Raw genomic sequence first — 19,535 nt, 5'->3', positions numbered from 1 at the left:
CACGCCTCGCGAGGGTGGCGGAAGGCGGCGCTCTCCTGCGTTGAACGTGGCAGACTGTTACCTATCAGGTAACGAGGATGCTCGATGACCTACTGCATCGAGTACGCGAGTGAAGATCTGAGGGAGCTGTGTGAAAGGCAGGCGGTAGCGACCAGGCAACTCGGGAGGCCGGGGGCCAAGAAGCTGGCCCGCAGGATCAAGGAACTTGAAGTGTCGGCGGATAGCGTGGCCCTTCGGCAGGGACCGGGAGACTGGCACCCGATCAACCACGACTGGCCGGGTTGCCTCGGTGGTGAGCTCTCTGGCGCCAGCACGATCATCGCTCAGCCAATAGTCGAGAACGGTGGAACCCGGGGATGGCGAGTTCTATGTATAGGTGACTGCTACAAGCACTGAGGGGAGGGAAGACCATGGCAAGCAAGACTGATTACGCCGTTCCTACGGGCGAGTTCATCGCCGAGTGGCTGGAGGATCGCGACATGTCCCGGGCGGAGTTGGCGCGGCGCGCTGGCGTGTCCCGGAAACACATCACCATGGTAATTGCAGGGGCTCCCGTCACGCCAGATTTCGCAACCAAGTTGGCCCTCGTCACCCACGTTCCCGCTGAACGCTGGCTTGCGCTTGAGGCCCAGTACCGGGCCGACGTTGAGCGACTCGGGCTAGAGAACTCGCTGTCTGCAGACAAGTGCCTATTGGAGCGCTTCAAGGCGAGCCTTACCTATCTCCGTGCTCGTGGCGTCATCGCCGGCGATGTGCGGAAACCGGGGCACCTGATGGTGCAGCTGATGTCCTTCTTCGATGTGGGAGCGCCTGAGGCACTCGTGCCTGCAAATCTACTCCCCCAAGTTGCGTTCCATCAGACCCAGGCATTCGACGCAGAAATGGCGAGTCTGGCCACGTGGTTGCGCCTCGCAAAGCTGGCGGCTGTGGAGGAACCTCTAGCCCACAAGTACCAAGCTTCCTTGCTGCAGGAAGCGCTACCTGAAATCCGTGCCATGTCAATGCGGCTGGTCGCGGAACCCATGGCATTCGTGGAATGTCTCGCTCAGGCCGGAGTGCAGGTGGTAGTGCAGCCAGAGATCAAGGGATGTCGCGCGTACGGCGCGACCTTCTGGCTGGCAGACCAGCCTGTCATCGTCCTTAGTGCACGAGGTAAGAAGGATGGGCCGTTGTGGTTCACCCTCTTTCATGAACTCGGACATGTACTTCGCCATCCCCTTGCTTTGTGTGTGGAGGGAGAGCCTGGGACTAACCCTGATGAGGATCGGGAAGCTGAGGCAAACGAATTCGCTGAAGAGTGGCTGATTCCGGCGAGCATCCGTGATGAACTAATCGGGATCCAATCTAAATCGGGAGTTGCGGACCTAGCCCGCCGAGCTGGCGTTAGTTCGGGCGTTATCCTGCACCACCTCCACCACCACGGTATGTGGCCGTACCGTCATGGCCAGGACCTGTACCTGAAATTGACTGTGAGCGACGAGTAGGGCTCAGATCGCAGCCGGTGGGCACGCTGGGGACTTCGACATCGTCCCCCCTTGGCACAGTATCCAGCTTGGCCAGCGAGAAAGTAGGTTACTGAGGCACTCAGGGGCGTCTGGATAGCTAACTCTGCACCGCGACTGCCCCGCATTTCTGGAACTCGTGCCAAGGCAAGCTGCGCAGCACCAAGGCTCGCGGCCCATCAGATGCGGCCGTCGCGCGCTAGCGCCGCAACCGAGAAGGCTTGGCCCAAGTTCTCGTGCATCAGTTCGACCGCTCGTAGCGCGCCAGCGATGTACGCGCGCTCACGGGAGGAGACTTCGACCTCGCCGTCGTCGAGCAGACGGAGGACGTCGCGGAGATGATCGGCGCATGCGCGCAGATCTTCCGCGGTCATCCCTTCCGGCTCCGGCATGTCAACTACCCTACGACCCGCCCTCCGCATGAGGTCAACCCAAAGCGTGGTAGCAACCGCACCCGTCTGAGACGATTGCGTCGTGCAGAAACTGGGCGTCGAGGAGTTGCGAAAGGCGTGGGAGGCGCTTGCGGCAGACCCGGTCGCATTGGCCAAGAACCTCCTCGACCTTGCTACGCACGCCGACTCTGACATCGTCCGCGTGCGCGCCGCGCGCGCAGTCCTCGACCGGGTCGGCCTTCGTCGTGGTGTCGATGTCGGCCTCTCAGCCGCCGCGCTGGTAGACATTCGGCCTGCGCGCCCGGAACGGCCGGCGGTTGACGTCATTATCGAGCGACTCGCTGCACTGCACGCCAGCAAGGAGGAGGCGAGTCACGCGAGCCACATGAAAGATACGGCCCTATGAGTACGGGTCCCGGAGTGCGGCAACGCGCACTGCTGGCCGCCCTCAACGCTCAGCCTTCCGGAGTCGTGCGGGTCGTTCCTGACGGCGTGAGCCAGGCGGAGGCCGCCGTCTGGCGGCGCGCCGCAAAGCGCCTGGCGGAGACTGGTCGTGCCCGCGCGATCTACGTCTGCGTGATGTCGAAGGATCACCGCAGGATGCCGCACCTGGCGCTCGCCAGGTCGGACTCCACCGTCCAGGGCGACGCCTACCCGCTCGGCGCGCCGCAGTGGGTGGAGCCGCCACCGCCGACTCTGGCGACGTTCTCGACGAGGGTTCAGGCTGCGCTGCTGGGCACCTCGCAGGCGACGGCTTACCGGCTCGCACTCGAGATGAGAGGCCCTTCTTCTAATCAGCTTGGCGGAGCGGATCGCAAGCGCCATCGCTGAGGTCTCCTCCCAACGGCCCGGCTGAACCGCGGCTACGAGCGGCCGACCGAGATCAACTCGTGGAGAGGGATGAGGTCCCTACCAGTCTCCAGCGCCCAGAACTCAAGCCCTGACATGTTCGTCACTTCGAGGTGGTGAGCTGCTTCATCGAGGGAATCGAACAGCTCCGTGCCGTCGATGACCAAGGTGCCGTCGTCATTGATCACCGCGTCAACCTCCCACTCAGGATCCACGGGGTCCAGTAGATCACCCGGCCTGAGAAGGTCGCGCTCCACGAGCTCACTCAGCGTCGGCTCCTGAACATGCTCCGGTGTCGCGGACATGGGCTCCACCGGCTGCACATGGCCCCCGGTGAGCTTGTTGTAGGCGTCCCGGGTCAGCCGCGCCATGAGGGAGCGACGAGCGGCGAGGAACTCCTCGTAGTCCATGTTTTCCCACCCATGGGGGAGGGCGTGGCAATACATCTGGTGGTCGAGCCAAGCTTGGTCCTTGGCCCTGGAAGCGACGAGTTCGGGCCAGTACTCGGCCGGTGCCTTGTTCGAGATCGCAATGTTGGTGCTCCAGTCTGTCGGAGCGAAGTTCCCGGCCTGGTTGATCCGCTTGATGTCAGTGATGCCGAGGACCTTCTCCTGGTAGTCCCGGGGGAACAGGTGATGACCCTCGGTTCCCTTGATCGCCGGCTGGGACGGGTCCATCCAGTCCCGGACCCGGGAGTCGAGCATGAACATCGGGGCGTCGAGGATGTTCAGCGCCGCCAAGTAGCACTGATAATGCGGGGACAGCCCAGGGCCGGAGGTGATGAGCTGCTGGGGCACGCTGTAGCGCCAGAAGTCAGCTGTGAGCTGGGCTCCGATGATCTCGTTCAGCACCCGAGTGAAGCCCTCGGCATCTCCGGATTGAATGGATTCGATCCGGTCCAAGTCCTTCTGGATCTGGGACTCTGACGAGCCGGTGTAGCGGGCGGTGAGTTGCGACATGAACAGCCACCGGGCAATCAGGGTGCGCAATTCGTCCAAGGCGACCTTGTAGCGGGTGCGGCCTAGCACGAAGATCACGTAGCTGTAGATGAGGTTCATGTTGGACGTCACGTTCTGTGAGGAACGGAAGCCTGCCGTCTGGATGGCACGGATGTACTCGGTCCAACTGACTCGGTCCGTGACGACGGGCAGCGCGCCCTTCAACTTGTTCAGCTCCCCTTCTTGGCGGTCCGGGTTTACGAAGCCGGTGGTCGAGTCCTTGGCCTGCAAGGCCGCGTAGGCGTCTTGGAGTCGCCCGCGCCCTTGTCCGATAGCGACCATCGCCCTGACGAGGTGACCGTTGTCAACCGCGATGTAGGGGTTCAGGGCGGTCCACTTCACCGGGCGCCCCGCAATCTCGGATGCCCGCTGAGGCGAGATACGTGAGTTGCGGGCAAACTGCTCGATGGCCTCGCGGCCCTCTGGCCAGAAGACGCTCAACCACGTGAGGATGTAGTCGTACGCCTTGAGCCGGACTCCTTCGGAGTTGATTCGCACGAAGATGTCGGCGACCAGTCGCTTGTCCGCCTCCTTCTGGATGTGGACGACGTCGAACAGGTAGTTCTTCAGTTCGCTGAGTCGTGCGAACACCTCCTCGATGCGTTCCTCATCGTCGTTGGTGAGTGTGTTGTCGGCGGACCTGTATCGCTTGAGGAAGTCCTTGCGGGCGCGAATTGGTGAGTCGAAGCACGTGGAGATGTCCTCCACCCATTGCACGGACTTGGCCAACGCTGGCGTCCGGACCTCGAACTTCTCACTGAACGGGTTAAACGAGATCATGATGGTCCGCTGCCGGTACGCCTCGTCACGAACAGGGTGGCCTTGCATCGCCGCATAGAGGCTCGTCAGCCGCTGCTGACCATCGATGATCTGGTGGCTCGCGGCGAGTTTCGCGTCGCCGCCGATGGTCCGCGTCTCTCCCTCGGCCGGGACGTCCCAGAACATGAGTTCGCCCACCGGGTACCCGCGATACATGGAGTCGAACAAGTCCCGAACTTTGGTGGCAGGCCACACGAACGGACGTTGCAGGTCCGGCAGCTGGACGGTGCCGGTCTTGACTCCGTTGACCAGTTGGTCAACCTGCCAGGACACGGTCTTGAAGATCGCTGCCATTCATTAGTCCTTCCTCGGGTGATGCATCACGTCGCGTCATGCTGGCGCACTTCACGATCTCAGTAGTACTCCTTGACGTAGCCGAGGGCCTTCTCGAAGACGTCGTTGTCGCGGATCTTGAACTGCAGGTAGAGCACCTGACGGAGTGCTCTCCTGACCTCTTGGTCCCCGCCGATCGTGGACTGCCAGCCATCGAAGCGGACGGCCCGGACGACCTCGTCGATGCGGCTGACGATGTTCTCCACGATGATCGGGGTCTCTTCAGTCTTGAGCGCCTCGAACAGCTCGCTGAGGGCAGCCTTGCCGCGCTCCTCACGGGGAACCTCGTTGATGGCCTTCTCCGCGGCCACGGTGTCTCGGGCCAGTTCCAGAAGCTCTCGCAGGAAGTCCAGACTGGACTGCTGCACCGCTGCGTACCGTTCACGCAGTTCGTTGAGTCGCTTGCCCAGTTCGACGAATACCGGATTGCTGAGGTGGCGGGCGATGCGGGCGGTGATCTGTCTCTCGATCTCTTGCGGGGTGACGCCAGTGCGTCGGCCGTGCATCAGGTCAGCAATGGTTTCGGCGTCCAGCACGATGGTTTCGACATCGTCCTGAGGCACCTCGACTTGGACGTGCTCGTTGATGAGCTCCACGGTCTTGGCCCCGAGGGCATGCCAAACTAGGCGGCCGGTGATGTCGGGAAGACGCACTGACTCGTAGACGTCGGTCAGCCAGCGATAGTCGGCCTTGAACGGCGCGAGCATCGGGTCGGGGCTGACGATCTCCCACAGTTGCGAGACAACGCTGTACGCCAGACCGAAGGCGTCCTTCGTCGCGGTGTCGGCGATGGCGGCCTGGGCCTGGATCAGGCCCTCGTAGCCGCCGACAGTGCGGTCCACCCCCGGGAAGAAAGACAGGGCTGCCGCCACGGCCGGGGCGACCCGTGCCTTTAGTTCCTCGATGTTGGTGACGACGTCATGGACGCTCTTCTCGTCGAAGGCCAACGACTTCGCGACGTCGTCGAAGATCCCCAGGTAATCCACGATCAATCCATGGGACTTGTTGGGCGGGTAAACCCGGTTGGTACGGGTGATTGCCTGGAGCAGGGTGTGCTCCTTGAGCGGCTTGTCGAGGTACTGGCAGTACAGGATGGGGGCGTCGAAGCCGGTCAGCAGCTTGGCGGTGACGATCACTATCCGCAGCGGGTCGGCGGCGTCGTTAAACGCGGCGAGGAACTTCTCGGTCTGCTCGGCGTTCGGGGTCCACTCGCTCCACTCGGGCTTGTCGTCGCGGCTCTTCGACATCACGATGGTGGACGCCTCAGGCGGCAGGTGCTGGTCCAGCTCGGCCTTGTAGGCCACGCATGAGGCTTTGTCGTAGACGACGATCATTGCCTTGAGCCCCTCCGGATCGACACGGGTCTTGAAGTGCTCGGCGATGTCAGCGGCGATCTTCGCGATCCGCGCCGGCGCCTTGATCAGCACCTCGATGGAGGCCGCCCGCTTGGACAGGCTGATCTTCTCGCCCTCGGACAAGCCCCGCTCGCGGGCCAGTTCGTCAAAAGCGACGTCGAGCGCCTCCTGGTCGATGTGGATCTCTGAGAGCCGTGGCTCGAAGTGCAGCGGCAGCGTGGCCCCATCACGGATCGAGTCCTGGTAGGTGTAGCGGGACAGGTAGCCGCCCGCGTCGTCCTCTGAGCCGAACCACTTGAACGTGTTCCTGTCCCGCTTGTTGATCGGAGTGCCCGACATGCCGAACAGGAACGCATTGGGCAGCGCGATCCGCATTGCCTGACCAAAGTCGCCTTCTTGCGAGCGGTGCGCCTCGTCTACCAGAGCGATCACGTCGTCGCGGTCGTTCAGGACACCGGGGGCCTCGCCGAACTTGTGGATCGTCGTGATAAGGACCTTGCGGGTGCCTTGGGCAAGCAACTGCTGCAGCTCCGCGCGGGAGTCCACCCGCACGAGGCCGGGGACGTCGGCGGCGTTGAACGTGCCAGTGATCTGGGTGTCGAGGTCCACCCGATCCACCACAATGATCACGGTCGGCTTCCGCAGCCCGGCGATGCCGCGCAGTTTGAGCGCGGTGAACACCATGAGCAGCGACTTGCCGGAGCCCTGGAAGTGCCAGATGAGGCCCTTCTTGACCTTGCCGTGCAACACCCGCTCGACCATGAGGTTGGTAGCCTGGAACTGCTGGAACCGAGCGATGATCTTGATCTTGCGGAACTTCTTATCCGTGGCGAACAGCGTGAAGTACCGCAGGAAGTCCAACACCGCCGCCGGGCGCAGCACACCCTCGACAGCCTCCTTCACCACCGCGAGCCCCATCTTCACCGGTGCCTCGGAGCGGTTCTCTTCCTCACGCCACGGCCCCCACATCTCGACTGGCATCCCGATCGAGCCGTACCTGAAGTCCTTGCCCTCCGTGGCGTAAACCAGAACGTTCGGGACAAAGAACTGCGGGACGTTCACCTCGTAGTCATCGTGGATCTGCGCGGCACCGTCAATCCACGTATACGCCGGCCGCGTAGCGGACTTCGCCTCACCCACCACCAACGGGAAACCGTTGCACCACAACACGTTGTCGAACCGCTTCTCGATCCGCCCCTGCCGGAAGATCACCTCCGTGGAGAACACCCACTGGTTGGCCGACGCATCCTCCGGGTGGTCAAAGTCGATCAGCCGCACCGTGACGTGCTCGCCATTCGGCCCGAACGGCAGGGACTTCTGGGCTGTCAACCAGGCGGTGAACTCCTCGTTCGCGACCACCGGGTGCGGACTCGTCCGCGCCGAGATCAGGATCGCCCGCAACTGATAGAGCACCTCGTCCGCCCGCGAGGGGTCCTCCGCGATCGCCGGATTCAACCGGAGCAACGCCGCCCGCACCTGGGACTCCAACACCACCTCGCCCAGACTCCGCGGCAGGTCCTTGCCAGCCACGAATTGGACATCGACCGACGCCACCAAGTCGCGTACGAAGTCACGCACGGTTGAGTCCTCTTTGAACTGAGACATCAGGCGCCTCCAAGGATGTCGTCGATCAGGGAGAAACGCACTGCGTCCAGGGCCGCAAGTTCGCCATTGATTGACTCGGCACCCACCAAGAGACGACCCAAGGTGTCCATTATCTCGGCTTGAGTGGCTCGCGTCGGTACAGGGACGTGCGCTGCTAAGAGCGAAGATCCTCGGATGTTCTTCTGCACACCACCCTGCGCGAGGCTCTGGGAGAGATTCCGGCCAGGGGCGGAGTTGAAGTAGGCCCGTAGGAAGTGTGGATCCATTTCCTCGGTCAGTCGCAGCCGGATCAAGAAGGCGCCCGGGATCACTTGGTCGCCGCCAACGGAGACGTCGAAGACCGCGGGGACTCCACAGGAGCCGGACCTCGAAATCAAGAAGTCACCATCTGCTAGGAGGTGGGGCCGGAAGGAGTCGTCCAACCTCGCCCTTGGCATGGTCCCGTAGTCGATTCTCCCCACACCATCCATATCTGTCGTACGCAGAAGTCGGAATTCTCCGTCATCCGAGTACAGCGAGTTCGAGAACCGCGGGCCGTATGCAGACGATCCGACCACGGCCCTAAGTGGCCGCGCCAATTCAAGACCGCATATCGTGTCATCCAGCCAATGCTGGATTGTGAGGCGAGCGCGGGTGGCCGATAACCGAAGTGATGCCCGATGGCGCTCTGCGGCCCACAACAGATCCGCGATGCGCTTCTGCTCGTCGAGCGCCGGGAGAAGGAACTCGTAGCGTGCGATGTCCGACCAGTTGACGTAGGGGTTCACCGATCCCTTCGACTCAGCGATGGCGAACGCGTGGAACGGTTCGGCGCTCATGATGAAGGGAAGGAAATCCGGCAGCAGGGCGTTGAGATCTGTTGGCTCAACAACGAAGGTGGTATTGGCGCAGACGCCGTCGAACTCGGCCACCGCTACCTTGCGCAGGTAGGTGCGGCGCGAGCCATACAGCACCTGGCCGGGCCTGAACCGACGATGGAATGCCGGACCGACGTCTATGTCACCGACATCACCCCAGCGGTTGAGCTTGAGGTCATTGGAGTTCATGTGTTCCCCGGCGACGTATCGATGTATGGTGCCATCAGTGGGGTCAACCTTCTCTTTGGAGGCTGAGGCGACGTCTCCGAGAACTACTCGATTCCAACTGGATTTGTCGAGGTTGAGGGTCACCGGACCGCCTCCTGCTGAAGCAGGGCTAGGACGTCCGCGATGGCCTCATCGGCTGACTCGGCTGCGTATCGCCAGTCCTCAACCGCATCGGCTACCGATACTCGTTCTGCCTTGCTCGTTGTGGTGCTGTTGACGTAGAGAGGGATGGCGAGGCTGTAGCCCTTGGCTGCGATCCGGTCGAGGTCGGCGACGGCCGCGAAGCCGTCGTCGTTGGTGAATGCGCGGTAGGCGTTGAGGATCTTCTTCTGGTGGCTGGGCCGGAGGAGCGACTGTGCCTGCTCGCGAGCGAATTCGTTCGCTGCATTGATGAACAGGACCTTGCCTTGACGAGACGGACTCTTCTTCGAGCGTAGGAAGACAACCGTTGCGGGCATGGGGCTGTTGTAGAAGAGCCCTTCGCCAAGGCCGAGGACACACTCGACCAGGTCGGACTTCACGAGTCCTTCGCGGAGGGCAGCTTCTTCGCGGCGGAACAGAACGCCGTGCGGGAACAGAATGGCGGCGCGGCCAGTCTTCGGGTGGAGGCTCTTGGCGATGTGTTGGAAGAAGGCGTAGTCGGCGCGGCCCTGGGGTGGGACGCCCCACATGTTGCGGCCGTAAGGGTCCTTGGCGAACGCTTCCCGGTTCCACGCCTTGATCGAGTAGGGCGGGTTAGCGAGGACGACGTCGAAGGACTGCAGACGACCGTGCTGGTCGTGAAAGGCAGGTTTGGTGAGGGTGTCACCGTGGGCGATCTGGCCGTCGATGATGCCGTGGAGGAACAGGTTCATGCGGGCGATGGCCGAGGTTCCGTAGTTCAGTTCCTGACCGTAGAGGCGGAGGTTGCGCCATTCCTTTCCTTGGCGCTTCAACTCGGCCGCGGTCGAGATGAGCATTCCCCCGGTGCCGCACGTTGGGTCGTAGACGGACTCCCCGGGCTCGGGCTGCAGCATCATCGTCATCAGGTGGACCAGCGTGCGGTTGGTATAGAACTCCTGCGCGGTGTGTCCGGAGTCGTCGGCGAACTTCTTGATCAGGTACTCATACCCGTTGCCGAGCTCGTCTTCGGGCAAGTTCGCGATCGACAGGGTCTTGGTCGAGAAGTGCTCGATGAGATCGGACAGAGTCCGGTCGGAGAGCAGGTTCTTGTTGCCCCAGTCACCGTCGCCGAACACCCCGGGCAGAGTATCGGGGTTGGCTTTCTCGATGGCGCGCATCGCGGTGAGGATGGCGGCACCAATGTTGCTGGTGACCCCGCGGATGCCGGACCAGTGGCAGCCCGCGGGGATGGCGAAGCGGTGATTCTCGGGTAGGTCGGCCAGGTCTTCGTCGCCGTATACGGCGAGAGCGTCGGCGTGTTCCTCGTCGTAGACGTCGGAGATCCGCTTCAGGAACACCAGCGGGAAGATGTACTGCTTGTAGTCACCGGCGTCGATCAGGCCGCGGAGCACGACTGCAGCGCCCCACAGGTAGGATTCCAGTTCGTTCTGGGTGATCCGGATCGTCATTGGTTGGCTCCGTCCGTGCCGAGCCCCCACTTGGCCAGTTCGGCTTCCAGCGCGGCACGGGTGGCGGCCGCCGCGGCCTTCGCCGCTTTCAGCTCGCGGAGCGCATCGGCGAGGGTCGCTCGTTCGCCCGTGTCGGCTGGCGGTACGTAGAGGGGGATGTTCAGATTGAAGTCGTTCGACGCGATCTCGTCGAGAGTAGCGACGTGGGCCACCCCATCGGCGTCGGCGAACGCCACGTACGCCTTCAACAACGCTTCGGCGTGCTCGGGTTCGAGAGTGTTCTGGTTCCGGCCGCGCCTGTACAGCTTCTCGCCGTTGATGAACAACGCCTTGCCCGCCCGCTCCGGGGCCTTGCTGGCGCGCAGGATCAGCACACACGCGGCCAAGCCGGTCCCGTAGAAAAGGTTGGGCGCAAGACCGATGACGGCCTCGACGACGTCCGACTTCACGATGTGGGTTCGGATTCGAGCTTCGGCCCCCTGCCGGAACAGTGCACCTCGGGGCAGTACCACCGCGACACGGCCAGTGCGGGGCTTTTTCGAGGTGAGCATGTGCTGCACCCAAGCCCAGTCCGCGTAGCTGGTCGGGGGGACGCCACCAAGCAGGTTGCGGCCCCAGTTGTCGGAGGCCCACTCCAGTTCGCCCCACTTCTTCAGCGAGAAGGGCGGGTTGGCAACCACGCAGTCGAACTGGGCGAGCCGGTTGCCTGTGAAGAAGGCGGGGCTGCGGAGGGTGTCCTCGCGGGCGATCCTGAAGTCCTCGATGCCATGGAGCAGTAGGTTCATGCGGGCGATGCTGGCGGTGGCCAGCACCCGCTCCTGGCCGTATAGCTTGCCCCACAGGGTCTTCGGGTTGCCGCCTCGGTCCTTCACGTGCTGGATGACCTCGATCAACATTCCGCCCGTGCCACAGGCTGGGTCGTAGACGGTCTCGCCCTCCTTCGGGTCGAGGATGTTGATCAGCAGGCCCACCACCGAGCGCGGGGTGTAGTACTCCCCGGCCTTCTTGTTGGACTGGTCGGCGAACCTCTTGATCAGGTACTCGTAGGCGTTGCCGAAGACGTCCGGGGGCACCGCCGCGTTAGTCAAAGCCTTCGAGGAGAAGTGCTCGATCAAATCGCTCAACCGCCGGTCCGGCAGCTTGTCCTTGTTGGTCCAGTTCGCGTTCCCGAAGATCCCGTAGAGCGTCTCGGGGTTCGCCTTCTCGATGGCCCGGAAGGCCGTCTGGAGAGCCGTCCCGATGTTCTGCGTACGGGCGCGGACGTCTTCCCATAGGCAACCCTCGGGGATCGTGAAGCGGTGGTTCTCAGAGAACGAAGCGAACTCGTGGTCGCCTCCCGACTGGGCCAGGGCTTGCCCGTACTCCTCCATGTAGACGTCCGAGATCCGCTTGAAGAACATCAACGGGAAGATGTACGCCTTGAAGTCGGCTTGGTCGATCGCGCCGCGCAACAGGTCGGCCGCCGCAGACAAATAGCTCTCAAGCTCCGACAACGACAAGGGGCCGAAGTTGGCAGGGATCAGGGCAAGAGCAAGCGCGCGTGCCTCGTCTTGGGTCACTCGGTGAACTCCTCAGAGTGGATAACGGACAACACGATGCCGGATGGCAACGACAATCCATCACCCATGCGCACCCCAAGCCCCCTCGTCGTCCAGTGACTCGGCAGGAACAACCCCGCAGCCACAACGGTCTACTGTCACCGTAGCCCGACCGCGCTCGGAGCACGTGGATTGTCTCGCCTCGGCAAGTCGTAGCGACCAGGAGCCTGTTCTGTGGGTCGCGACGATCCACGGCTACCACCTTGCGCGGCGTGAACCCAGCGTCAGTGATCCCGCACGGCTCCATCGTGATCACACTCCAATCGTCGAGAGTGCTCACTCTTCAGGCGCCGTTCGTGCCCAACCTCCAAGCGCCGGCGTCGGGAACGCGGGGTGTTGCGCGTTGCTGGTACAGCTTCTCGCCTAGCTGCGGTTCGCCGCGATGCAAAGTATTCGACACGCCCGCGAGCAGACCACAGTAGCCTGACCGCATGGATACAGGGCTAGTCTGGCTTCTGGTGGCCGTCGCGGTCATCGCCCTCATCTCTTTCTTCGCAGTCCGCGCCCACAAAGCGAAAGTGAGGGACCTTGCGACGCTGAGCCCCGAACGACTCGCGCTACATGAGCAATGTGTCGCAGCTGACAAGGCTCTGCGCGAAGAGGAGCGCAAGCATCAGAGCGAAGTCGCCCGAGCGCAGCGCGAACTGAGAGCGGCTCAGAAGGTGCCCACCCTCGCGACACTTCAGACGCACAGCGTGACCCCGTTGGAGGTCAACATGAAGGGGCACCGGCATCCGATGTCCGCCAATGTCGCTGCTCAAGTGGACTCCACGGGCGACGTAACGGGCTTCTTGGCATCCCGAAGCACCGTGACCCGAATGGCTACGGGAGCCGTCTTATTCGGCGGGGCTGGGGCTATCGCAGGTGGTGTGGCGAAGAAGCAGTCCATCAAGACCTTGGACACGCGCGAGCTCTTCGTCATGGTTGTTGGTGACGGTTGGGCAGAAGTCGTGAAGGTCCCAGCGCAGCAAGGTGAGTCGGCCCGGCAATTCGCCGCCAGCGTGAACAGTGCCGCGGTGGACTTCCCGCGCTTCAGCGCGGATCACACGGCCAAGGTCCAGGCTGCGGAAAGCCTGCTGGCTCAGGTGCAGGGAGACACGGCGCTGCTCGAAGAAGCGAAGCGTGCCCGCGAAGTGTTGGGGCCTGACCCGCTGCAAGAACTCCGAGCTGCTCGGAAGTCGTCCGATGTTGGGCAGGGGGAGATTGGCGCTTAAGGCGTCCCCATGCGGGTGGGTATTGAGCCTCAGGCTCTGACCTCCTGGCCTGCAGTGCTGCACTTCAGGAGCTCATGGTTGAGTGGGTGGCCGGTCAGCCGTGTCAGCGTGCGGCTGCGATCTGGTCGCAGGAGGCCCGGGAGGCTCTCGGCGTGGATGAAAACGTGGTCACAAACTTGGTCACAAACCGATCCGGAACAGTGACCAACAAGCCGCCCCAGACCGGACGACTCAAAGCATCGACCGCTGTAGATCGCACTTGAGCGCACAGTTCCGGACAGTGTTGTCAGACTTTTAATCCATGGGTCGCGGGTTCGAGCCCCGCTGGGGGCACCCAACGCACAAGGCTCGAACCTTGGCCCGATGAATCAAGGGCCGGGGCTCGGGCCTTGTCGGCGTTCGCGGCCCATGTGAGGGCGTCCGCGTTGACCCCGGGCTCGGGCAGCATCTCGAACGGTCATGCATTCTCGACGCGCAGCTCGTCGTCCTCCTCGATGTAGAACCGGCTCCGATGGGCAGGCCGTCGCTGCCGGTCGCCGTCATGATGTCGTTGACCTCGCCGCGCTCGATGCGTCCGGCGCGGATGCGCTCGTTCACCGCTGCCGCTTCATCGTTGGTGGCGAGGGTGATCGCCTCCCCGTCTCGCGCGTCGTTGGTGATGTGTTCTTGGGCGTGGCCGTCGTCGGCGTGCAGCGTGACCAGGCCCATCGTGGCGAGCTGGTCGAACACGTCGCCGGGATTCTGCCTGTCGCGCATCGCCAGGGGCAGGGCCGCGTACTCGGGATCAGCGAAGCTGTGGAGTTCGGTCATGTCGTAGGTGCGGCCCCTGATCTGCGCGGCCATGTCGAGCACCCCGCCCCGACCAACCGCCGGGAGCTGTGCGCGGTCACCGACGAGCGCGACGGTCGCCCTGGCTTCGGCGGTGACGGTCAGGAGGGCGTGGGCGGTGTCTTGGTCGAGCATCCCGGCCTCATCCACGATCACCCGCTCACCACCGCGCAGGCGCGCGTCTATGGGTGGGCCGATGTAGATGCGCCCCGACTCGGGATCGCGATCGCCGGGGTTGAGACATGTCCAGACCCCATCGTCTTTCCATCGCCAGCCGTGCGCGTGCACGAGCGCCGCAACACTGGTTGCGGGCACGCCAAGTTCGTCGTGCGCGACCTGCGCCGCACTGAGAGTGGGCGCAACCACCCGAGACATCCGCCCCTGCTCGGCAGCGACCTTGATGGCGACGCCGAGCATGGTGGTCTTGCCCGCGCCCGCCGCTCCTTCCACGATCACTAACGGATCGCTCGAAGCAACAGCGGCGGCGGCCACCTGCTGGCCAGCCTCGAGTCCTGCGACGTGTGCCGCCTCGGCTACGTCGAGCAGCGGGAACGGTGGCGGTGAGTTGGTCGCGTAGTGCGGTCTCTGCTGCGATCACGGTCAGGCTGGTCAGGTGCGCGACATGCTCCGGCATCGCACTACCGGGCGGCAGGATGGTGAAGCAGTCCGAGACGGCCAAGCCGGTCGCCAAGGCGATGAACTCGCGCAACTCGGCGGCCGTTGCGTGCACGCCTGCCTCGGTGGTGATCCTGGTGACCTGCTCTTGGATCGTGTGCCGCGTCCACGCCGACGACGACGCCGCGCACCGATCCAACGCGCGCGACGCAACCTCCTGCACGGCCAGGTCATCGACCGACACCACTGGACGCACGGCCCGGTGTTCGAGGGTTGCGGGGTCGTATCCGGCATCCGCGAGTTCTTGCCGCCACCATTGCTCGTTCTTGAGGTCGGCGGGCTTCTTCCCGGGCCGCTGATGCGTCCACGCGATGCCCTGCAACCGAGCGGTCATCACCGGGCCGAGCACCTCGCCCGGATGCGCGGCCTGCCATTCGGCTTCGAGCCGGTCGAGGTTGCGCCTGATCTGCGCCGACCGCTTCGACATCACCGCGTTGAACGGTTCCAACTCCACCACCTCACCGCTCACCGGATCGAGGGTCATGCCATGCTCCGCGAGCGTGCGGGCGAGCTGCGGGTGCGCGGCGAGCACCATGATGGGCATGACCGCCCCCCGCGCCGGTTCCGAACAGGAACGAGGGCACCAGCACCGGCCACAGGATCAGCCGCAGCAACCCGCCTCCATTTCGACCCGCGTAACAGTACCGCCGAGCTAGCCTGCAGCCATGACCGACTTCAAGCGCGAACTGGACTGCTACAAGGCTCGTCGGGGCCGGTTCGACGTCGTCGAGGTGCCGCCGCTGAAGTTCCTGATGATCGACGGCGCCGGCGACCCGAACACCGACCCGCAGTACTCGGCGACCCTCGCGACGCTCTACCCGATGGCATACAAGCTCAAGTTCTTCAACAAGAAGGAACTGGGCCGCGACTACACCGTCATGCCGCTCGAAGGCCTGTGGTGGGCCGACGACATGGCCGCGTTTACCGTGGGTCGCGACAAGGCGCAGTGGCTGTGGACGATGATGATCATGGTGCCCGGGTGGATCGAGGCTGAGCATGTTGAGGTGGTTCGCGCCGCCGTCGGAGAGAAGGCGCCGCGGCTGGCGGACCTGCGGGTCGAGACGTTCGACGAGGGCCTGAGCGTGCAGACGTTGCACGTGGGGCGGTTCGACGACGAGGGCCCGGTGCTGCAGCAGATGCACGAGGAGGCGATCGTCGGCGCCGGCTACGCCTTGGCGGGGAAACACCATGAGATTTACCTCAGCGACGCTCGCCGGACCGCGCCGGAAAAACTGCGGACGATCTTGCGGCAACCAGTGGAAAGATAGTGTCATCCAACCCCGGGAATTGACCCCCAGCCGCGCGTACGCTTGCTCCATCCGAGCGAAGGAGTGTGGCATTGAAGCTACGAAATAGGATCCGAGCTGGCCTGGTCGCGATGGGGCTGACGGTCGCGTCGCTGGTGACGGTCATCCCGACCCAGGACGCCTCGGCGGCGACGTGCTACCAGTCGATGTGGCGGTTGAACAGCCGCGGCGACTGCGTGAAGTCAATCCAGGCGCTGCTGAACTATCAGCTGCCGCGGAGCACCCCGCTCGCGGTCGACGGGATTTTTGGTGCGCGGACCGATCGTGCGGTGCGGACTCTTCAATCGGGTTGGTACATCCTGAGGATGTCTGGGATCGACGGTATTGTCGGCCCGAAGACCTGGCAAGTGCTGTGCCAGCCGGGGATGGGCGAGGCCAACTTCCCCGGCCGTGTGCCACGCAGCTACCCCATTTGGGCTAGTCGCCAGGCGGGGTGCCCGGGAGCGGATACCTTCTACTACTACCCCTAGGATGATCTCATGAGCCGACCAAGTTTCGACGACCTGGGCGTCGCCACAGCGCGACTCTGAGCCACCCGCAGCGCAGACCCGAAAGTCCACGTGGGCGCGTGCTTGTTGGATCAGTGGAACCGGGTGGTCGGGGTGGGGTACAACGGCCGAGCAGCCGGGGAGCCGAAAGAACGCGAAAGCCTCGACCAAGGCCACAGCGGGTTCATCCACGCCGAAGTCAACGCGCTGCTTGCGGCGAATTGAAACGGTGAGGGGCACACCTTGTTCGTCACGCATGGGCCGTGCGCCACGTGCGCACGGCCCATCGTGAACTCGCGCCGTGTGACGCGAGTTGTGTACGAACAGGGCTACACGGAGACGGCGCGCGCCACCGCCGGCCTCCCCTCCGGCGCCCACATCCTCCGCGACGCTGGCCTCGCCGTCCACTTGGCCTCAACTAGTTTTCTGAGCAGAGACGAGCGCTTGCGCGAGGAACGTCAGTCGCAGGGTAACGACCCGGACAGCGACCCACTCACCCGCTCACAACTCCCTCGATGGGGGTTCCCTGCGTGACCCCACGCAGGGAGACCCCATCGAGGAAGTTTCTAGCGGGTTGACGCCGCCTATCCCTTGACGCAGAGCAGCGTTTGGAGCCGCGCGGCAACATCGACCAAGTCTCGCTGCGCGTCGATGACCTCGTTGATATCCTTGTACGCGGCCGGGATCTCATCGACCACCCCCTCGTCCTTGCGGCACTCGATCCCGGCGGTCTGCTCCGCCAGGTCGGCAGCGGTGAACCGCTTCCGCGCGGCAGAGCGCGACATCCGACGCCCAGCCCCGTGCGAAGCCGACTGGTACGACGCCGGGTTCCCCAAGCCTCGAACGATGTAGGAGCCGGTGCCCATCGACCCCGGGATCACGCCCAGGTCGCCCAACCCCGCTCGAATCGCACCCTTGCGGGTCACGATCAGCTCGGTGTCATCGTAGGTTTCCACCGCCACGTAGTTGTGGTGGCAGCGGATCGGCGCCTCGAACGCGACCCCCGGAATCCGGTGGGTCAGCTCGTCGCAGATGGCCTGCAGCATCACGTCGCGGTTGAGCAGCGCGTACGACTGCGCCCACCACAGGTCGTGCAGGTAGGCCTCCATCTGCGTGGTCCCGGCGAGGAACACGGCAAGATCCCGATCCACTAGGCCCTGGTTGTGCGGCAGCGCCTGCGCGACCTTCATGTGCACCTGAGCCAACTGGTTGCCCGTCCCGCGCGACCCCGAATGCAGCGTCACCCACACCCGGCCGTCGTCCCCTGCGCACAGTTCGATGAAGTGGTTCCCGCCGCCCAGGGTCCCCACCTGCGTCATCGCCTTGCGCTCAGCCGTACCCGACGCGGCCGACGGTGTGACCTCGCCCGCCTTCAGTCCGCCAAACTCGCGCATCATGGCCGCGTACCGGTGGCCGAGTTCGGCATGCCGAGCGACGGTCCGGGGCTCGTCTGGGTGAGATGAGAACCCCACCGGCACCGCCCGCTCAATGCCGCGGCGGATCGGAGCAAGGTCGTCGGGTAGTTGGTCGGGACGCAGGTTGGTGCGCACCGCCGTCATTCCGCAGCCAATGTCGACGCCGACAGCGGCGGGGGAAACTGCCTGGTCCATGGCGATGACTGACCCGACGGTCGCGCCAAGGCCGTAGTGGACGTCGGGCATGACACGCACCCCGTGCGTCCACTCAAGCGCTGCGACGTTGCGCAGCTGGGCGCGCGCCTTCTCCTCAATGCCGGCCTCGTTGGCCCACATGAGGGTGTTGTCGGTGCCGCTGAGTGGCACCGGATAGATGGACATGATGGTTCTCCTGTGAGTTGGTGTGACAGGGGCAACCGACGGCCCTCCCGCGAACGGGCGTGTGGGCGAGATGTCGAGTTAGCGAAAGGAAAGTCAGTTACCCCAAGGTTCAGCGCTGGTGCGCAGAACCGGATTGGGGGCGTTCGACGGCATGCGGGCAGGGCTCAAACGTCGCAGTGCGACGGAGCTCCATCCTGGTCATGTTCATCCTTCTCGAAAAGGCGCCGACGGTGGCGCCTGTCGTCCAGAGTCGCACGGCTTGCGTCCCGAGGCAAGTATCTCCCGCACTCTCCTCGTCAGCGACGGCCCTGAAGTAGCGTGATGAGCAAGAGATCAGGAGGACTCATGCCCCACGGCGACATCACCCACATCGACATCCCCGTCAGCAACCACAAGGCTTCCCAGGAGTTCTATGGGAAGCTGTTCGGCTGGCAATTCAACGAATACCCGGGCTTCGAGGGGTACCCCATGTGGCAGGCGCCCAACAAGATCAGCGGCGGCGGACTCGCGCCGCGCGGGGACGGGTTCCAGCAGCCGCGCTCCTACGTGGAGGTCGACTCGATCGACGAAACCTTGGAACTGGTTCGTGCGGCCGGTGGGACGGTCACGATGGAGAAGTCCCCCATCTCGGAAACCAGCTGGTGGGCCGCTTTCGATGACCCCGACGGCAACCACATCGGCCTGTACGAGGGCACGACCGACCCCAACGCCTAGGCCGGGCACACGCGCTGCTCCTTGCGGCTCCGGCCGAGAAGTTATCCACAACCCCTTCAAACGGCGCGTCCTGGAACCGCATGGATGGCAGCCTCGGAGGGTGGATCCACGGGGTGTCTATTCGCTGCAGCAACTGCTAGCGGCCGGGGTAAGTCGAGCGCAGCTCAAGCTGGAGTTGTCGGTTGGGCGACTTCGCCGCATCGGCCGGGGCTGGTTCGCCGAGCCGTTCGCCGATTCCGAAGTGGTCCGAGCAATCACGCTCGGCGGGCGGCTGGGGTGTCTCAGCGGAAGTCGCGCCCATGGTCTGTGGGTCCCCCCGGACTCGCACCTGCATGTAGTAGTCAACCCCGGAGTGGCTGTGCCCCGCTCCCAGTCTGGTGTGCAGTTCCACCGCCTTGATTCTTTC

Annotated in this window: 16 protein-coding genes and 1 pseudogene; 9 read left to right on the top strand and 8 right to left on the bottom strand. The window is 64.0% G+C overall.

What is annotated here, in order from left to right; all coding sequences use genetic code 11:
• The first annotated feature begins 84 nt into the window (after window positions 1-84).
• A complete protein-coding gene (locus tag H5398_RS03295) occupies window positions 85-396 on the top strand; it encodes a hypothetical protein (protein ID WP_182799013.1) in 312 nt (103 codons plus the stop codon).
• A 14-nt stretch (window positions 397-410) separates the two neighbouring features.
• Window positions 411-1,484, top strand: a complete 1,074-nt coding sequence (locus tag H5398_RS03290; RefSeq protein WP_182799012.1) for an ImmA/IrrE family metallo-endopeptidase — start codon at window positions 411-413, stop codon at window positions 1,482-1,484.
• Between the two features lie 197 nt (window positions 1,485-1,681).
• Here H5398_RS03290 and H5398_RS03285 read toward each other — a convergent pair whose 3' ends face one another.
• Complete coding sequence (locus tag H5398_RS03285; RefSeq protein ID WP_182799011.1) at window positions 1,682-1,894, bottom strand: hypothetical protein; 213 nt, start codon at window positions 1,892-1,894, stop codon at window positions 1,682-1,684.
• 82 nt (window positions 1,895-1,976) lie between these two features.
• Between H5398_RS03285 and H5398_RS03280 the strand changes: the two genes are divergently transcribed.
• Window positions 1,977-2,300, top strand: a complete 324-nt coding sequence (locus tag H5398_RS03280) for a hypothetical protein (RefSeq protein ID WP_182799010.1) — start codon at window positions 1,977-1,979, stop codon at window positions 2,298-2,300.
• A complete protein-coding gene (locus tag H5398_RS03275) occupies window positions 2,297-2,725 on the top strand; it encodes a hypothetical protein (protein WP_182799009.1) in 429 nt (142 codons plus the stop codon). Before H5398_RS03280 ends, H5398_RS03275 begins: the two co-directional genes overlap by 4 nt.
• A gap of 32 nt (window positions 2,726-2,757) precedes the next feature.
• Here H5398_RS03275 and H5398_RS03270 read toward each other — a convergent pair whose 3' ends face one another.
• The 5 genes from H5398_RS03270 to H5398_RS03250 are packed head-to-tail and all read right to left on the bottom strand — an operon-like array spanning window position 2,758 to window position 12,068.
• Window positions 2,758-4,854, bottom strand: coding sequence for a DUF262 domain-containing protein (locus tag H5398_RS03270; protein ID WP_182799008.1), 2,097 nt, complete (start codon window positions 4,852-4,854; stop codon window positions 2,758-2,760).
• Window positions 4,855-4,913: 59 nt separating this feature from the next.
• On the bottom strand, window positions 4,914-7,826 hold the full coding sequence (locus H5398_RS03265) for a type I restriction endonuclease subunit R (RefSeq protein ID WP_370586039.1): 2,913 nt from the start codon (window positions 7,824-7,826) through the stop codon (window positions 4,914-4,916).
• 26 nt (window positions 7,827-7,852) lie between these two features.
• The gene (locus H5398_RS03260; protein WP_220489114.1) at window positions 7,853-9,022 is read right to left on the bottom strand and encodes a restriction endonuclease subunit S; all 1,170 of its coding nucleotides are present in this window, start codon (window positions 9,020-9,022) and stop codon (window positions 7,853-7,855) included.
• Entirely contained in the window at window positions 9,019-10,509 is a 1,491-nt protein-coding gene (locus H5398_RS03255) for a class I SAM-dependent DNA methyltransferase (RefSeq protein ID WP_182799006.1), read from the bottom strand. The genes H5398_RS03260 and H5398_RS03255 overlap by 4 nt, the downstream gene beginning before the upstream one ends.
• Complete coding sequence (locus tag H5398_RS03250) at window positions 10,506-12,068, bottom strand: class I SAM-dependent DNA methyltransferase (RefSeq protein WP_182799005.1); 1,563 nt, start codon at window positions 12,066-12,068, stop codon at window positions 10,506-10,508. The genes H5398_RS03255 and H5398_RS03250 overlap by 4 nt, the downstream gene beginning before the upstream one ends.
• Window positions 12,069-12,538: 470 nt before the next feature.
• Here H5398_RS03250 and H5398_RS03245 point away from each other — a divergent pair, with 470 nt between their 5' ends.
• Window positions 12,539-13,321, top strand: a complete 783-nt coding sequence (locus H5398_RS03245; RefSeq protein ID WP_182799004.1) for a hypothetical protein — start codon at window positions 12,539-12,541, stop codon at window positions 13,319-13,321.
• A 294-nt stretch (window positions 13,322-13,615) separates the two neighbouring features.
• Here H5398_RS03245 and H5398_RS16780 read toward each other — a convergent pair whose 3' ends face one another.
• On the bottom strand, window positions 13,616-14,695 hold the full coding sequence (locus tag H5398_RS16780) for an AAA family ATPase (protein ID WP_255443542.1): 1,080 nt from the start codon (window positions 14,693-14,695) through the stop codon (window positions 13,616-13,618).
• A 794-nt stretch (window positions 14,696-15,489) separates the two neighbouring features.
• Between H5398_RS16780 and H5398_RS03235 the strand changes: the two genes are divergently transcribed.
• From H5398_RS03235 to H5398_RS17680, 3 genes and pseudogenes are all read left to right on the top strand, one after another.
• Window positions 15,490-16,092 (top strand): GyrI-like domain-containing protein, encoded by a 603-nt coding sequence (locus H5398_RS03235; protein WP_182799003.1) that lies wholly within the window; start codon window positions 15,490-15,492, stop codon window positions 16,090-16,092.
• Between the two features lie 110 nt (window positions 16,093-16,202).
• Complete coding sequence (locus H5398_RS03230) at window positions 16,203-16,601, top strand: peptidoglycan-binding protein (protein ID WP_182799002.1); 399 nt, start codon at window positions 16,203-16,205, stop codon at window positions 16,599-16,601.
• 78 nt (window positions 16,602-16,679) lie between these two features.
• Window positions 16,680-16,844 (top strand): annotated as a pseudogene (locus tag H5398_RS17680) (hypothetical protein); the annotation flags it as partial.
• Between the two features lie 359 nt (window positions 16,845-17,203).
• Here H5398_RS17680 and H5398_RS03220 read toward each other — a convergent pair.
• On the bottom strand, window positions 17,204-18,415 hold the full coding sequence (locus tag H5398_RS03220) for an RtcB family protein (protein WP_182799001.1): 1,212 nt from the start codon (window positions 18,413-18,415) through the stop codon (window positions 17,204-17,206).
• 321 nt (window positions 18,416-18,736) lie between these two features.
• Here H5398_RS03220 and H5398_RS03215 point away from each other — a divergent pair, with 321 nt between their 5' ends.
• Complete coding sequence (locus H5398_RS03215; protein WP_255443523.1) at window positions 18,737-19,129, top strand: VOC family protein; 393 nt, start codon at window positions 18,737-18,739, stop codon at window positions 19,127-19,129.
• Window positions 19,130-19,535: the final 406 nt, after the last annotated feature.

Origin of the sequence: Tessaracoccus sp. MC1679 (assembly GCF_014164775.1) — a bacterium.
Taxonomy (GTDB): Bacteria; Actinomycetota; Actinomycetes; order Propionibacteriales; family Propionibacteriaceae; genus Arachnia.
This window is presented reverse-complemented; position numbering and strand designations above follow the sequence as displayed.

Coding starts and splice junctions, on each gene's coding strand:
- H5398_RS03275 (WP_182799009.1), top strand. CDS start 2,297: ATGAGTACGGGTCCCGGAGTGCGGCAACGCGCACTGCTGGCCGCCCTC.
- H5398_RS03270 (WP_182799008.1), bottom strand. CDS start 4,854: ATGGCAGCGATCTTCAAGACCGTGTCCTGGCAGGTTGACCAACTGGTC.
- H5398_RS03295 (WP_182799013.1), top strand. CDS start 85: ATGACCTACTGCATCGAGTACGCGAGTGAAGATCTGAGGGAGCTGTGT.
- H5398_RS03230 (WP_182799002.1), top strand. CDS start 16,203: ATGGGGCTGACGGTCGCGTCGCTGGTGACGGTCATCCCGACCCAGGAC.
- H5398_RS03290 (WP_182799012.1), top strand. CDS start 411: ATGGCAAGCAAGACTGATTACGCCGTTCCTACGGGCGAGTTCATCGCC.
- H5398_RS03220 (WP_182799001.1), bottom strand. CDS start 18,415: ATGTCCATCTATCCGGTGCCACTCAGCGGCACCGACAACACCCTCATG.
- H5398_RS03285 (WP_182799011.1), bottom strand. CDS start 1,894: ATGCCGGAGCCGGAAGGGATGACCGCGGAAGATCTGCGCGCATGCGCC.
- H5398_RS03215 (WP_255443523.1), top strand. CDS start 18,737: ATGAGCAAGAGATCAGGAGGACTCATGCCCCACGGCGACATCACCCAC.
- H5398_RS03245 (WP_182799004.1), top strand. CDS start 12,539: ATGGATACAGGGCTAGTCTGGCTTCTGGTGGCCGTCGCGGTCATCGCC.
- H5398_RS03235 (WP_182799003.1), top strand. CDS start 15,490: ATGACCGACTTCAAGCGCGAACTGGACTGCTACAAGGCTCGTCGGGGC.
- H5398_RS03255 (WP_182799006.1), bottom strand. CDS start 10,509: ATGACGATCCGGATCACCCAGAACGAACTGGAATCCTACCTGTGGGGC.